This window comes from Paenibacillus sp. FSL R5-0341 (assembly GCF_037975235.1).
Lineage (GTDB): Bacteria > Bacillota > Bacilli > Paenibacillales > Paenibacillaceae > Paenibacillus > Paenibacillus amylolyticus_A.
Genome location: NZ_CP150241.1, coordinates 3470902 through 3486012 on the forward strand (window position 1 = coordinate 3470902; position 15111 = coordinate 3486012).

Here is a 15111-nt window from a genome sequence, read left to right on the forward strand (position 1 = left end):
TAATCATAAATTTACAGATCCTTCAGATTAACTTGCATGCGTTTGAGCATGTCGGTCATCATTGCAACTTCTTCTTCACTGAAATCCAGTATCATCTGATGAAGAAACTGGTTTCGATCCTGCTTGAAATTGGCGATATGCGTTAGCCCTTGTTCTGTTAACCGGACGAAAGTTTCCCGATGATCATCGGGGTTTCTTCTTCGTGACACCAAACCGTCTGCTTCCAGTTGCTTCAAATGGCGTGTAATAGCAGCACTGTCGATATGAATGGCCTTCTGCAAATGGCTTTGTGTAACTTCTTGATGAAGATAGAGATGATACAACAGAACGTATCGTGAGGAACTGATCCCCGTACTACGTTCAAATTTAGGTTTCAGCTGATTGCTTATATTTTTAAGTAATATTAATAAGGTTTCTTGTTCCAGCGAACAATTCATGTTTGCCCCTCCTTGAATGGTACCGAATGTCTTGGAAAGCTTCATATTAAAAATGTCAGATTCCTTCCACGACATTCGGCAGCTAAAGGCAACTATATCATAATGTGGAGACTACTCGCACTATCGCTTTAAATCATGCCCAAAACGTAGTCTCTTCGGCTGGCATACGGTAGGAGGTGTATCCCTCGCTTGCAGCTTTTCCAATTGTAAGTAGCATGACTGGTACATAGCGTTCTTTATCCAAGCCAAACACTTCGGCAATTTGATCTTTTTCATAACCGCCGATTGGATTGGTGTCATACCCATGTGCACGGGCAACCAGCATCAATTGCATGGAAACCAGACCGGCGTCAAGCATAATGACATCGTTCATTTCAGCATCGGACATGTTGTTATAGATCGGTTTGAATGCGTTCAACTGAAAGTCCTTAACATCTTGTGGCATTAAGCCATGCTCAACAGCTTTTCCATAGATGTTTTCTGCATAATCGAAATTGTTTTTGTCCGCAAACACGGCAATGACAGCTGAAGCTTGAGCGACTTTTTCTTTGTTGAAGCGGGACAATGGGACGAGTTTTTCTTTTCCCTCTGGAGTATCCACCACAAGGAAGCGCCAAGGCTGCATGTTGATGGAGGAAGGGGCGGTGCTAGCTTCATTGATGATTTGAGTCATTTCTTCCCTGCTGATTTTTACGGATGAATCGTATGTCTTAATGGAGCGGCGTCCATAAATAATCTCGTTAAAATCGTTTGTTTGTTGGTATGGTTTCATAATAATTATCTCCCTTTATATTTTGTTGAGGCATCAATGTTTGACTAGTCAATTGTTGATAAGTCAAATATAATCAAAATCCGAGTCCATTTCAATAGTTTTTTAACGCCAAAATATTACAATAATCACTTATTATTTGTCATTGCCCACTTGCACAGTTAAACAAAATAGGGCTGGAGTTTAACAACAATTTCAAAGGGATAATAAAAGGATTGACATGAAACCAGTTACATATTTTAATCTTGTTTTGTAGCGAGAGATCACGCAATCATACAGGTAGACATGTTATGATGAACCTTTTTCGGATACTTATTAAATATTCATTATAAAGTGTTTGAATAAAGGGAGATCATCTCAATCAAAAAGACAAACAGGACATACTAAAAAATGGAGGTCATAACAATGATTAAACTTGTAGTTACTGATTTAGATGGAACGTTTCTGAACAATAAAGGTTCGTACGATGTCGAGCTCTTCAAAAAAGTGTATGCAGAGATGCAGCAAAAAGGAGTCACTTTTGTCGCATGTACCGGGAAACAATGTGAACGTGTGGAGAAATTGTTTGATGAGTATGGCAAAGGTGTTTGGATCCTGGGTGATAGTGCTGCACGAATTAAAAAAGATGGTGAAGTCGTTAAAGAGTTCAGCATGGATAAGGATCTCGCCTTGAAGGCGATTGCTCGAATCCAGGACTTTGACAACACAATGACTCTTATCGTATGTGCAAGCGATGCTGCTTACATTCGTTCTTCCATTTCAGAAGATATGTACAACGTAGTTAAAAGCTCCTATGAGCGTGTCATTAAAACAGATTCCTTTGAAACGATCGAGAGTCGCTTTATCAAAATTACGGTCTTCGATACAGAAGGACGTAGTACAGCATTAAAAGCGCATGTTGAGGAAACGTTAAGTGGACAAATTTACATTGTTGACTCGGAGGCAAAATGGCTGGATATCACGGCATTACACACCCACAAAGGAGAGACCGTTAAAAAACTGCAAGAAATGTTGGGTGTAACATACGACGAATCGATGTCATTTGGTGACGGCGAGAATGATGTAGAGCTCATGGCCATCGCCAAATATAGTTTTGCAGTTAGTAATGCTTGTGATAATACGAAAAAAGCAGCAAACTTTATTACGAAATCAAACGAAGAGAATGGCGTTCTTCTAACCATTCAAAAAATACTGGATTTGCAGTAATACTCGTCTGTCAACAGGCGACGCATGTTCGAAATGAGAGGGGCAATCATATGATTGCCCTATTTTTCATGGGATAAGAAACGTTACAAAGAGTCGATGTTCGTAACTTGTTTGCGATAATGCTGTGGAACTACACCCATCTGTTTACGGAAAATGGACGAAAAATAACTAGAACTTTGAAAACCACAGGCAAGAGCAATTTCACTTATGGATCTCCGTGTTTCTTTTAACATTTCACAGCTTTTCTGAAGTCGATATTGGGTGACATAGTTGTTTGGCGACTGCCCCACATATCGGTTAAACAATTGGCAACAACGGCTTCTGCAGACAGCTCCGGCAGATGCGATCTCCTCAAGTGTTATCTTCTGATCATAGTTCTGATGAATGAAATGAGTCATTTCCTGAACATGCGTTAACACGCCGGGTTGGCCGGAAACAGGTTTTAACTGATCGCCTATTGTAGCACATAACGATAACGCATGGGATACCAACCGTAGTGGATTGGGATGTTTATGCTCCGTGTGCATCTCCCGATATAGTTCTTGAATGGACAGTAATACGTCTTCCTGCCAGTCTACCTGATCCGTGAGGACAACAAAATCAGCCATTTTGGAACTAAATTTCTCCTCCCAGTACGTCTGAATATAAGAAGTTTTCTCACCAAGAATGGAGGGGTGAATAACAACTACAAGAAACGAACAATCGTCGTGATCCGCAACAGCGTATCCATGATGCAAACGTTGGCTATTAACAAAGAGCCCACTTCCCTGATGCAATCGAGTGATACTTCCATTAACAGAGAAATCCATCAATCCTTTTAATACGTAGATAAACTCCAGATCTACATGCCAATGTGCAACTGCTGCATAATTGTTAAATTGATGAAGACTGCCCCTGCGGACATAAAGGGGTAAGTCAGGAAGATTATAATCCAACCGTTCTGATAGATCAGAGAACACCTCTAAATCTGTCATCGAGAATCCCTTCTTTACACAAATGTATACGATATTAATAAAAGTATAGCCAATATTGATGGAAACAACAATAATTATGTCCTATTCTTATATTGTGGAAAATAACAGAGAGGACAGATATAGGTGAGAAAACGCATGCCACTTCAAGATTTCGGCAAACCAGACTTTAATCGAGAGTTAATATCGCTTGTAATCCCCATTGCTTTACAAAACCTAATATCAGCAACGGTGATATCTGTTGATGTAATTATGTTGGGTATGATTAGTCAATCGGCAATGGCAGCCGTATCACTCGCAGGACAAATCACGTTTACATTAACATTGTTTTACATGGGGTTGTCAGCGGGGGCGAGTATCCTCACGGCTCAGTACTGGGGGAAGAAGGATACACCAACCATACAGCGAGTTCTTAGTATTGCCTGCGTGTTCTCCTTAGTTATATCAATTCTGTTTTTCTTGTCTTCCTTCTTGATTCCCCACGCACTGATGCACTTATTCACCAATGATCCTGAATTGATTCAATACGGGTCAAGGTTTTTACAGTTTAATTCTTTTTCTTACCTTGTGATGGGCTTATCGCAGATGTATCTCAGTGTGATTCGAAGTATGGAAAATGCCAAACTTAGTGCGTGGATTAGTTCTTTATGCTTGGTCTTAAACATTATATTTAATACCATTTGCATTTTTTTACTATTCCCATCCAATCCGGAACTTGCGATTGCGGCTGTAGCTCTTGCCACGGTATTGGCACGTATGATTGAACTAGCATGTTGTGTGATTCATTCCTTAACGAAGGGACCTATTCGCTTTCGTTTACCAGTACGTGACCGTATTCAGCGTAATCTATTAAAAGATTTTATGAAATATACGCTACCAGTACAGGGGAATTATATCGTATGGGGAGGAGCGCTTACTGCTACGGCTGCCATTATAGGACATGTGAACTCCGATATGGTAGCAGCGAACTCCATTGCATCCGTAGTCAAAAATCTAGCGGTCGTTTTCTGTGGGGGCATAGCTACTGGAGGATCTGTACTTATTGGAAAGTATCTGGGACAGGGTGAAATGGACAAAGCAAAGTATGCGGGTAACTACATGTGTTATTACGCTTTAATTTTTGGAGTTATTGCAGGCTGCACGATTCTACTAATTAAACCTTTAGTGTACTCTATCGTTAATTTGAACCCCGTTGCTCAAGGTTATCTAGATGGCATGTTATACATTAGTGCGTATTATTGCATTGCAAAATCGTTTAACTCCACAACCATAGCGGGCATATTCCCTGCTGGTGGAGATTCCAAATTTGGATTATGGTGTGACACAGTTGTTATGTGGCTTATTATTATACCACTTAGTTACCTATGTGCATTTGTATGGCATGTGTCTCCCATTTATATATATATCGTCATCAGCTTAGATGAATTGATTAAATTGCCTATTGCTTTCACCCGTTATCGTCAATTTAAATGGCTGAACAACTTAACTAGAAACTTTACACAAACCTGAACTTCACAAGGGATTATGTAAATTACTCTAATAAATATTAGCTTTCTATAAAGGAGAAGATAGTATGAATATTCAAGAACGTATGGCAAACAAACAACTATTTACAGATGATGATGCCAATTACCCGGAAGAGGCTACAGAGTTAGCCAAAGCACGCCAGCGAGGTAAGGCACTATGCTATGAAATCAATAATCTGCATCCGGATGATGTTGAAACGCGGAAGAAATTAATGAAACAATTATTTGGTAGCATAGGCGAAAATGTATGGATGGAACCGCCACTGCGCATGTCATACGGCTCCAATACAACCGTGGGAAATAACGTATATATTAATTTCAACCTAACCGTAGTTGATGACTACAAAGTTACAATTGGGAATGATGTGATGTTTGGCCCAAATGTAACGATTGCTGTAACCAGTCACCCTGTACACCCCGAGAAGCGCAAAGAAGGCGGAATGTTTGCGTTACCCGTCGTTATTGAAGATAAGGCGTGGATTGGGAGCGGAGCAATTATTCTACTAGGCGTCACGATTGGTAAAGGTAGTGTCGTTGGTGCGGGTAGTGTCGTAACGAAGGATGTCCCTGCAAATGTAATTGCTGTAGGGAATCCATGCAGAGTTCTTCGTGAGATTACTAAACAGGATCGAGAGTTCTACTATAAAGACATGCGTTTTGATCAGGTTGAATGGTAAAGGAAGTGAAATCTACCCTCTAGAGAGGAGTTTGTTCATGGATATCATTTATTCTATTATTATATTGATACTTTTGTTTTTTATCATTAGAGCCATTGTTCAATCCCGCCGAACCCATTTGGAAGCAAGTAAAATGAAACAAAATTTTGAACATTATTATAATGAAGATAACTATCATAATGATTAGCGTCTTGCCAGGAAGTGATTCAAAATAATAGGAAACTGTAACTCTTAAAATATAGAATGGATGAAATAAGTACAAAAATAAAAAAAGGACCGTAAGAGTTCTTCTTCCATCGATGAATGCTTTCGGTCCTTCTATGTTTATCCTGTACCTTTATGCCCTGGCAGAACCCTTATAAGAATATCTACGATGGTATCGGTTTCCACCACACTTGGTTAACGTCTTCGGAAGGCTCCGCCGCGTGCCAGAGCGAAGAAGATGAGTAAGGCAATAATCGAGCCAACGATGGCTGGAATAATATGAAATCCGCCAATCACCGGCCCCCTTGGTCCCAGCAATTCCGTTCCTAACCAGGAACCGATAAAACCCGCAATAATGTTCCCAAGTACACCGCCCGGTACGTCCCGCCCAATCAAGTTGCCGCTTAACCAGCCAATAAGTCCACCAACAATGAGTACCCAGAGCAGATCCATGGATTGTTCTCCTTTCTTCGGGTTTATTACAAGTTATGTTGGGCTGAGTGGAATATACCTCACCTTCCAGTTGGTGGAGGAATCTAAAGTGTCTGTGCTAAGATGGGTTAATAATGGATTGAAGCTGGTGAAAACAAGACTAGATAGGGGTGTACAGTTGAAGAAAATCCTAGTCATTGATGATGAAATCGCAATTCGAGATTTAATTGAGCTGGTGCTGAGGCGAGAGAACTACGATGTGCAGACCGCAGAGGACGGCAAAACGGGCATGCATCTGCTCGACTCTTTTCAACCCGATATAGTGGTACTTGATCTGATGCTGCCAGACTGCTCCGGATATGACCTGTGCAAGGAAATTACCGGAAAACGTGCCATTCCAGTGATCATGCTTTCTGCGAAAAATGAGGTAATCGACAAGGTGTTGGGACTAGAGCTAGGGGCCGAAGATTACATGACCAAACCCTTTGACAATCGTGAATTGCTCGCTCGGATCAAGGTGATTCTGAGAAGAAACGAGAGCAGGGAGGACTCAAGTGAAGGGACAGAAGTACAATCGACACGTATCCTTCATGAAGAGCTGACTTTTGACTTAGAGAGCCGAAGAGTGCTGAAAAACGGTATACCCGTGTCTTTAACGGCCAAAGAGTTTAAAATTCTGGAAACGTTACTCAAAAGGCCCGACAAAATCTTTACCCGGGATGAACTGCTGCAGATCGGATGGGGATATGACTTTATGGGAGACAGTCGCAGTGTGGATATGACCATCATGCGATTACGGAAGAAGCTGGAGGATAACGCCGACGAACCGAAGTATGTCAGGACGATCTATGGATTTGGCTATCAGCTTGGAGGTGGCGAGGCCTGAAGTATGCAACCCGGTTACTGCTGAATTATTTATTTTTCTCCGTGCTGTCCTTTGGCATCATCATTTTTGCGGTAAATAAAGCCATCGATTACTACAGCTTCATTACCATTGAGAAACAGATGATGGAGAAGGCAGATCTGTCGGAGTTGTCCTTCCGTGAAGTGTTGGCACGGCATAGGTCATCGTCAGGTGAGCCCCAGACGGAGGAAATTGTCAGACTTGCTCTGGAGAAGCTGAAAGCTTCAGGCAAAGAGGTACGTATCTATGACAGCTCCAAGCAATTGCTGGGCCTGGCTGTGGATGGCATCATCATTAATGATGGCAAACCGCTTATTTTTGACAAAAATATTGAGAAAGCACTGAGTGGCAGTTATGCTTACACCGTGACGGAAAATCATCTGCTTTATTTCGCGACGCCCATTCAGGATCAATTCTACGAAAACGCTTATGTGTATGAGTTCGTGGAGGATATCTCCTACTTTTATGCGATTATGGATCAGATCCGTTATATCCTGTTTGTCGGCGCAGGCGGATTTATTATACTGATTACGTTATCCAGTCTGTGGATTGCCCGCAACACAACCAAGCCGATTAAACTGTTGCTTGGCGCTGCGCAAAGTTTCGCTAGACAGGAGTTTCGGAGAGTTCATCTAAACCGGAAAGATGAGCTGGGCATGCTGGCAGATGGGCTGGATTCCATGGGGCGGCAGCTTCATGATTACATTCAGTACCAGAAACAATTTGTCTCCAACGTATCTCACGAGTTAAAAACACCCTTGGCAGCCATTCGTGGTTTCTCTCAATACTTGGTTGAAGGGGAGACGGAGAACGAGGAGTTGCAAAAAATCTATGCTCATCTGCTGCAGGAATCGGATCGGCTGACGCGCTTGATTAATGAACTGTTGTTGTTATCCCAATTCGACAAAGCTGGTTCTAACGAACTCGAAGCCCGGAAGACGGAAATGAATAAACTGATTCAGCAAGTTGCAATGAATATGGAAGCGAAGGCCAAGGATAAAGGGATCGAGATCAGCGTCAGTCAAGTGAAGGAAGAACCGGATGATGAGGGTACGACAAGAGTTTACGCCAACGTAAATCCAATGCTGATGTCCCATGCAATCGCCAATCTTGTGGATAATGCCATCAAATATTCAGGCAGTCCATCGCTAATTGAATTGAAGTTGGAACATACGCCAAGCGAGGTAGTTATACGTATACGTGATCAAGGGATCGGTATAGCGGGCGATGAGCTGGAGCAAGTGCAGGAACGTTTTTACCGCGCAAAAAATGCAAGTACAGCGAACGGTTCAGGTCTTGGACTTTCCATTTGTAAAGAGATTGTAGAGCGGTTTAATGGATATATCGACATGGAAAGTCAAATCGGGGAAGGTACGACCGTTACGATTGTTTTGCCTCGTGCGTAGACCTGCATCTAAACCCAAGCCTGAATAGGTACCGTTACAAGATTGGTACATTTCTGTTATGAGACTAACAAATGTTTTATTTATAATCACTTCATAAGAACAAATCACACATTTATGGAGGGATCATGATGAACTTAACAAAAAAAGCTGCAGGTTTTATCGTACTAGGTGCTTTACTAACGGTGGCATTGACGGGCTGTCAGTCCAGTGATGCTACGCCCCCAACAACCGGACAGAACACAGCGAATGAACAGAGCAAAGGCGAAGGAGCAACAAATGCGAATGCTTCCGAAAGTTCTGAAGAAAAGGGTACTGAAGCTATTAAGGAAGGTTCAATGGAGAAGGAAGGCAATGTGGTGCTGAAGGAGCTTGCCTTTGTCTATAATGAGCACACCATCGCGATTTCGGATACAGCGAATGAAGAGCAGATGGAACAGATGCTGGGTAAACCGGATAACCTGAAATCCCATACGTACAGTGCTGATGATGGAACAAACATGGATACGTTAATCGGTTTTACAGAAAAGGTTTATACGTATCCTGGTCTGGAGATTAAAACAATCAGTATACCAGAGGGAAAACAAGACTCCATTTTTCATATCGAAATCACAGATCCTAAGTACACGACAGTGCGAAACATTAAAGCAGGAGACAGTCTGGATACACTCAAAAACGCCTACCCTGAGGGGAAACTGCTTGGTGATGGAGCTTCTAATGAGGAGGATGACTTCCGTTACGAGCCATCCAATTATGTGGATGTGATGTCGTTTCATATCAAGGATGCCAAGGTGGAGAGCATTCAGATCTACAGCCTTCTGGACTAATATTTAGTGATCGATGTTGGTAAGCCATTCAATTAGCAAAGTATGCCGGCGCTCATCTTGTTACAACAGCAAGATCAAGTTATTGATTACAAAAAGGAGGCCGCCGATCAAAAGGATCGGCGGCCTTATTCGATTACTGAGCAGTAAAGTTCAGTTATAATCAACTTTTATCATCAGAAAATAATTTCTACTTGGTAAAATTGTGAAGTAAAAAAATCACATTAACTGGAGTGAATACTGTGCTTTCTGAAGAAGATTATGCGAAAGTGGCGAAAGAAGCTCTACATCAATACCCAATCTATTTGGAAAAACTTGTGTATCTCGGAAAGAGTGATAATGTTACATTTCAAGTTCAGACCAACAATGATAATCAAAAATTTCTTATCAAAATCCATATCTCAACGATTTCCATTCAATCAAAAGGTAATATCGCATCAGAACTTATTTGGCTTGAAGCTTTGGTTAAAGATACAAATCTCGTCGTACCTGTACCTGTTAGAAATCTTCAAGGTGATCTGGTAACAGAAATCTCAACTGATCTTAGCGAAAATACAATCATGGTGACTATTCATCATTGGATTCATGGAAGCGTACTTCAAAGAGAGCCAACAAGTAATGAAACTGAAAATTTAGCTCTCTTAATGGCGGCTTTACATAACCATTCTATGCAGTGGAATGCACCTGAAGGCTTTAATAGACCAATATACAATTCTGATCATTTATATTCATCACTTCATCAATTAAAACGGTTAGTAAATTTAGAGCTTATCTCAAGTGAAGTGTTTGTTCATGTGGAAGAGTCAGCACATAAAATAGCAAATGTGATACAACATCATAAACGTTTGCCAAGTAACTGGGGAGTTATTCATTCTGACCTTCATGAGAGTAACTATGTTTTTTATGAGGATACTCCTCAACCTATAGATTTTTCGAATTGTGGCTATGGTTTTTATTTATTTGATATGGCTGAAACATTTTTGCATCTTTCATCAGATAATAGGAAAGTATTTATTTCATCGTATAGCAAAGTAAATCAACTGGAAGAGAATTATGTCGAGTTATTAGAAGCATTTTTTATTTGGTCAATCATTAGGACTTTCGCATTCCATTCTCTAAATCCAAATAAACAACAATCCTTAGCGGCAAATTTTCCATCAGTTATTGAAAACTATTTTAGGAAATATCTTAAAGGAGAAATTTTTTTGTTAAACTAAGGGGCAGATTAGTGTAATTTCCCGTTTTAGATAACGTTATAATATAAACATAGTTCAAGATATGAATACAATAAATGGAGGGGGAGGCTTGAACAAGTATGTGTTACATATAGTTGCAAGTGTAATTTGCATATTGTTACCTGCTGTTGGTCTCTTATATGTTTTGTGGGATAGCCACCAACCCAAAATAGGACCTGTAGGAGACGGAAAACCGAATTATCCTTCAATATCTCAATGGATATCTATTGGCTCTTCTTTTATTCTTGGAGTAGTTAATTTACCTCTTTCCATAATTCGATATAGACAAAAGGCTAAAGAAGATATTAAAAGTTAATGCTTTATTACGATAACGTAGAAACTATAATTGAATAAACGACGAGAATGAAGCTGCCTGTGTCGGCAGCTTTCATTACAATAACGAGTAGGGTAGATGAATTTTGTGAATATACTTCAGGTATGCGAACAATAAAAACATAAACTTTTAAGGTTAAAGACATGCTACAGTCTTCAGAATCACAGAATTCGTCAAAGGAAGTATAAAAGAACTAGGCAGTAGAGTGTCTATCGTCAGGCAAGAGAAGGGTAATCACGATAAATCTGAATTAAAAGCTGGAGGCGATTGAGATGCTGGAATTAGAGTTTACGACTATAGAGGAGTGGGATGAAGCATTGTGGGCGCGGATGGAGCGAATATATCACGAGGCTTTTCAAAGCGGCGCTAAGACAAAAGCGATTCTGCGCAGCATGCTGGACCGGAAAATTGGTTATTTACACACGGGCGTGCATCATGGTGAAGTGGTTGCGATGGCTGTTACTGGACTGGAGGGGAAGGCTGCGGACCGCATCCTGATCATCGATTACCTCGCGGTTGAACAGAAGCAGCGCGGGTTGGGCATAGGGACCTGGATGCTGGAACAGCTCAGAGCCTGGGCGTTAAGGGAACACCTGATCAAAGGCATGATTATCGAGGCGGAGTTCGGGACAACGGAGGCTCATCAGGAACGCATTCAGTTCTGGCAACGCAACGGGTTCATCCTAACCTCCTATGTCCATCAATATAGAATGGTACCAGAGCCGTATCAGGCAATGATGCTGCCAATGGATATAAATACCCATGTGCCTGATGATGGTGAAGCACTGTTTCGTTATATCAATGCTTTTCACAAGGTTGCTTACCGGAAGAGTTAGACCGCATTCAATGGTAGTGCAGGACATTACCGTTTATGTTTATCCATTGTGACTATCCTCTTTCAAATAGGATGTTAAATGATCAGTTCTTGACTGCATGGTCAATAACTGATACATTAATCCCATGAGCAGACCAAGAGAATTTGATGTCGATCGTGTATTACACCAGTCTATGGAAGTGTTCTGGAATCAAGGTTTCAAAGCAACTTCTTATGAGGACCTTACGCGTACTACAGGAGTCAAAAAGCAAAGTTTGTACTGTGTTTTTAAAGACAAGCGATCGTTGTTCCTGAAGGCACTGGCACTTTACCGTGAACAGGTTATAGCGAAACTGAAAGAGATTGAAGCCATGGATTCGTCTCCCGTTGATAAACTGGATACCTTACGATATTCTCTTTTAGACGATGAAACTAGCTGCCAAGGGTGTCTAATTGTGAATGCATCACTCGAATTCGGAACAGATGACGAGCAGGTCACACGCGAAGCTGAGCTCATGGGAGAAGAGATTCAACTGGTATTAGAGAAGATCATAAGTAGTGGCCAGAAACAACAGTTAATGTCCAATCGATATACGAGTATAGAGCTTGCATCTTATCTAAATAACACCATTCTTGGTGTGAGAGTTATGGAGAAATCAGGTTCATCCCGTGAACAGATCGAGACGGTTCTGCGTACTTCATTTGGCATGATCATGTCTTGATCTTTTTTTTGTGAAATTCTTGACTACGAAGTCAAAAATAATTAAAGGCGGATTAATACACCACGAAACCTTGAAGGAGGTGGGGCTTTTCGATAAAAATTGTGTATTGATTCATTTGGAAATAACGTCTAGCTGTTAACCAGGCTGGTTGCTGTTTAACATCTCCTAGGTCAATTTATATAAAACGAAATAAGTGGAGGTTATTATGAATTATTCTCAATCCGTAGAAGCATTGTTCCAACCTATAGAGTTAGGCCACTTGAAGTTATCCAATCGGATCGTGATGGCGCCGATGACACGTCAATTTTCTCCGGACGGTATCCCGGGTTCGAATGTTGCGGGCTATTACCGCCGTAGAGCAGAGAACGCAGTGGGACTTATTGTGACAGAAGGGACAATAATTAATCATCCGGATGCATCCAATCAAGCCAATGTGCCGCACTTTTATGGCGAAGCTGCAATGAATGGTTGGGCACATGTTGTATCTGAAGTACATGAAGCTGGCGGTCGAATTATTCCACAGATCTGGCATATGGGAGCCAAAGGTCATGTTAATGATTATTCGGAAGCTGAGATTGCTACAATCGTTCAGGAATTCGCAAAAGCAGCCTCAGAAGCGAAACGCGTTGGGTTCGATGGTGTTGAAATCCATGGAGCACACGGCTATCTGATCGACCAATTCCTGTATGAGAAAACCAATTCTCGTACGGATCGTTATGGTGGAGATATGATGGCTCGCACACGTTTTGCAGTTGAAGTGATTGAGGCTTGCCGTAAAGTAGTGGGATCGGAATTCCCTATTGTACTGCGTTTATCTCAGTGGAAGACAGATGATTATCAGGCTAAATTGGCTGAAACACCGGAATTACTGGAGCAGCTTCTCGCACCGTTGGTTCAAGCTGGAGTCGATATCTTCCACTGTTCCACACGCCGTTTCTGGGAGCCGGAATTCGAAGGATCTGATCTGAATTTTGCTGGATGGACAAAAAAACTGACTGGTAAACCGACAATCACCGTTGGATCGATTGGTCTTGATGGTGACTTTACAAGTCTGTTCACAGAAGGTAAAGGCGCAAGTAACGCCAGTATCGAAGGATTGGTACAACGACTTCAGAATGATGAGTTTGATCTGGTTGCTGTAGGCCGTGCTCTTCTAGTCGACCCTGAATGGGTTAAGAAAATTCAAGAAGGACGTACTGATGATCTGGTTCCATTCACAAGAGAGGCGATGACTGTACTTACTTAATTGTAGTTATAATCTAGGAATATGTATTAATCAAACACACCTTCAAGAGAATGAAACCTTGTCGTAAGATAGGGAGATCATCTTGGAGGTGTGTTTGTAATGGCAACCAGAGTGAGTTATCCGGTGGAATTAAAGATGAAAGACATAGAAATGAGACTGGCAGAGGATGCAAAAGAAACATGGGAATAAGGCCCTCAACTTCATTATTGCTGGTTCCTTATTTTCTACATCATCACTCAACAACACCACTGCTTGGGGGGAGCTCTCCCTCCGAAAGATCAACGCTTCTCTTCACTGAGTTCCCAATGCAAGTGACGATCTATTCATTAGTGCTAAGTGACAACAAGTGTTTTAGATTGTCATCAATAAATTGATTATCGGCATTGTTGATTCCACGACCCGCAAAATGGCCCCAGATCGATTGGATTGGTTTCAAGACAGCATTAGGTATGCGCTTAGCTTCGTATTCATTATCCTCCGCTGTGCAGAAGAGATCTGTGCTTCCAGGCATGATACAGGCATAAGCTTTTATGCTCTGAAGTGCTTTATCAAAGTCTCCGTTATAGGAGGGGTTTGCACTGATATCTGCATGTTGTCCTGTCCATAACATGGCCAGAACATTATGCGGATCCATATTCATAAAGCTATTTTCCCAGACACCAGCTACAAAATCCTCCAATGTGTCAAATCCCATTTCACGGTAAAGCTCTTCTCTATAAAATGCATGTGATAGTCCCCATCCCGCATACACCCGACCAACGGCACGCATGTCTGTCGAACTTAGTTGGTTTAATTTACTTGAGTCGAAGCCGACTGCAGATAGCAGTGAAGCTTTCACGCCTTCCAGGACCACAAATGTGTGAGGCCAAGGTTTGGCAATGCCTCCGAAAGGTGCGATTCGTTCAACCATCTCCGGGTAACTTGCCCCCCATTGAAATGCCTGAATGCCGCCCATCGACCACCCGACGACGAGAGCAATCTTTTGAATACCGAATTTTTCGGTCAGCAGTTGGTGCTGGAATCGAACGTTGTCATAGATGGTTACCTGTGGAAAGTTAGCCCGATCGAATGGAGGAGGCGTGTTACTGGGAGAGGAAGAGAGTCCATTGCCCAGCAAGTTGGGAACGATAATAAAATATTTCTCTGGATCCAGTGCCATCCCGCTGCCAATGAGCCATTCATTCTGAACATGCTGATCTCCAAAAGCCGTTGGATAGACAATAACATTATCTTTCTGTTCATTTAATTTTCCGTATGTTTTATAAGCAAGAAAAGCATTTGGTAACGTCACTCCTGATTGTAAGAGTACCTCACCCAAATTAAAAATTTCATAGTCCATCGTATAGTCGCTCCCTTCAAAATGAAAACCACATGTTCACTGTGATCTCTTGTGCTCACTATAACGCT

16 protein-coding genes are annotated in these 15111 nt (G+C 41.6%); 11 read left to right on the top strand and 5 right to left on the bottom strand.

Annotation, left to right across the window (positions count from 1 at the left end; all coding sequences use genetic code 11):
• Window positions 1–11: 11 nt before the first annotated feature.
• Both MKX75_RS15475 and MKX75_RS15480 read right to left on the bottom strand, forming a co-directional pair.
• Complete coding sequence (locus tag MKX75_RS15475) at window positions 12–437, bottom strand: MarR family transcriptional regulator (protein ID WP_062834682.1); 426 nt, start codon at window positions 435–437, stop codon at window positions 12–14.
• 133 nt (window positions 438–570) lie between these two features.
• On the bottom strand, window positions 571–1209 hold the full coding sequence (locus MKX75_RS15480; RefSeq protein ID WP_339165919.1) for a nitroreductase family protein: 639 nt from the start codon (window positions 1207–1209) through the stop codon (window positions 571–573).
• A 402-nt stretch (window positions 1210–1611) separates the two neighbouring features.
• On the opposite strand from MKX75_RS15480, the gene MKX75_RS15485 reads away from it, so the two are divergent.
• Window positions 1612–2412: a Cof-type HAD-IIB family hydrolase gene (locus MKX75_RS15485; protein ID WP_339165920.1), complete on the top strand. Its 801-nt coding sequence runs from the start codon at window positions 1612–1614 to the stop codon at window positions 2410–2412.
• 83 nt (window positions 2413–2495) lie between these two features.
• Here the strand turns inward: MKX75_RS15485 and MKX75_RS15490 are convergent, their stop codons facing one another.
• Entirely contained in the window at window positions 2496–3386 is an 891-nt protein-coding gene (locus MKX75_RS15490; protein ID WP_062834685.1) for an AraC family transcriptional regulator, read from the bottom strand.
• A 135-nt stretch (window positions 3387–3521) separates the two neighbouring features.
• Here MKX75_RS15490 and MKX75_RS15495 point away from each other — a divergent pair, with 135 nt between their 5' ends.
• Both MKX75_RS15495 and MKX75_RS15500 read left to right on the top strand, forming a co-directional pair.
• Complete coding sequence (locus MKX75_RS15495; protein ID WP_339165921.1) at window positions 3522–4892, top strand: MATE family efflux transporter; 1371 nt, start codon at window positions 3522–3524, stop codon at window positions 4890–4892.
• A 64-nt stretch (window positions 4893–4956) separates the two neighbouring features.
• Complete coding sequence (locus tag MKX75_RS15500) at window positions 4957–5586, top strand: sugar O-acetyltransferase (RefSeq protein ID WP_339165922.1); 630 nt, start codon at window positions 4957–4959, stop codon at window positions 5584–5586.
• Between the two features lie 399 nt (window positions 5587–5985).
• Here MKX75_RS15500 and MKX75_RS15505 read toward each other — a convergent pair whose 3' ends face one another.
• On the bottom strand, window positions 5986–6243 hold the full coding sequence (locus MKX75_RS15505) for a GlsB/YeaQ/YmgE family stress response membrane protein (RefSeq protein ID WP_024630063.1): 258 nt from the start codon (window positions 6241–6243) through the stop codon (window positions 5986–5988).
• Between the two features lie 88 nt (window positions 6244–6331).
• Between MKX75_RS15505 and MKX75_RS15510 the strand changes: the two genes are divergently transcribed.
• The 8 genes from MKX75_RS15510 to MKX75_RS15545 all read left to right on the top strand — a co-directional run bounded on the left by MKX75_RS15510 (window position 6332) and on the right by MKX75_RS15545 (window position 13704).
• A complete protein-coding gene (locus tag MKX75_RS15510) occupies window positions 6332–7108 on the top strand; it encodes a response regulator transcription factor (RefSeq protein WP_339165923.1) in 777 nt (258 codons plus the stop codon).
• 41 nt (window positions 7109–7149) lie between these two features.
• The gene (locus tag MKX75_RS15515; protein WP_339165924.1) at window positions 7150–8532 is read left to right on the top strand and encodes a HAMP domain-containing sensor histidine kinase; all 1383 of its coding nucleotides are present in this window, start codon (window positions 7150–7152) and stop codon (window positions 8530–8532) included.
• Window positions 8533–8657: 125 nt separating this feature from the next.
• Window positions 8658–9356, top strand: a complete 699-nt coding sequence (locus tag MKX75_RS15520; protein ID WP_339165925.1) for a hypothetical protein — start codon at window positions 8658–8660, stop codon at window positions 9354–9356.
• A 230-nt stretch (window positions 9357–9586) separates the two neighbouring features.
• Window positions 9587–10570, top strand: coding sequence for a phosphotransferase (locus tag MKX75_RS15525; RefSeq protein WP_339165926.1), 984 nt, complete (start codon window positions 9587–9589; stop codon window positions 10568–10570).
• 88 nt (window positions 10571–10658) lie between these two features.
• Window positions 10659–10904 (top strand): hypothetical protein, encoded by a 246-nt coding sequence (locus MKX75_RS15530; RefSeq protein ID WP_091021024.1) that lies wholly within the window; start codon window positions 10659–10661, stop codon window positions 10902–10904.
• 290 nt (window positions 10905–11194) lie between these two features.
• A complete protein-coding gene (locus MKX75_RS15535; protein ID WP_076333895.1) occupies window positions 11195–11758 on the top strand; it encodes a GNAT family N-acetyltransferase in 564 nt (187 codons plus the stop codon).
• A gap of 124 nt (window positions 11759–11882) precedes the next feature.
• Window positions 11883–12458 (top strand): TetR/AcrR family transcriptional regulator, encoded by a 576-nt coding sequence (locus MKX75_RS15540; RefSeq protein ID WP_076333894.1) that lies wholly within the window; start codon window positions 11883–11885, stop codon window positions 12456–12458.
• A gap of 205 nt (window positions 12459–12663) precedes the next feature.
• Entirely contained in the window at window positions 12664–13704 is a 1041-nt protein-coding gene (locus MKX75_RS15545) for an NADH:flavin oxidoreductase (RefSeq protein ID WP_186333623.1), read from the top strand.
• Window positions 13705–14023: 319 nt separating this feature from the next.
• On the opposite strand, the gene MKX75_RS15550 is transcribed toward MKX75_RS15545, so the two are convergent.
• Complete coding sequence (locus tag MKX75_RS15550; RefSeq protein WP_339165927.1) at window positions 14024–15043, bottom strand: alpha/beta fold hydrolase; 1020 nt, start codon at window positions 15041–15043, stop codon at window positions 14024–14026.
• Between the last annotated feature and the right edge of the window lie 68 nt (window positions 15044–15111).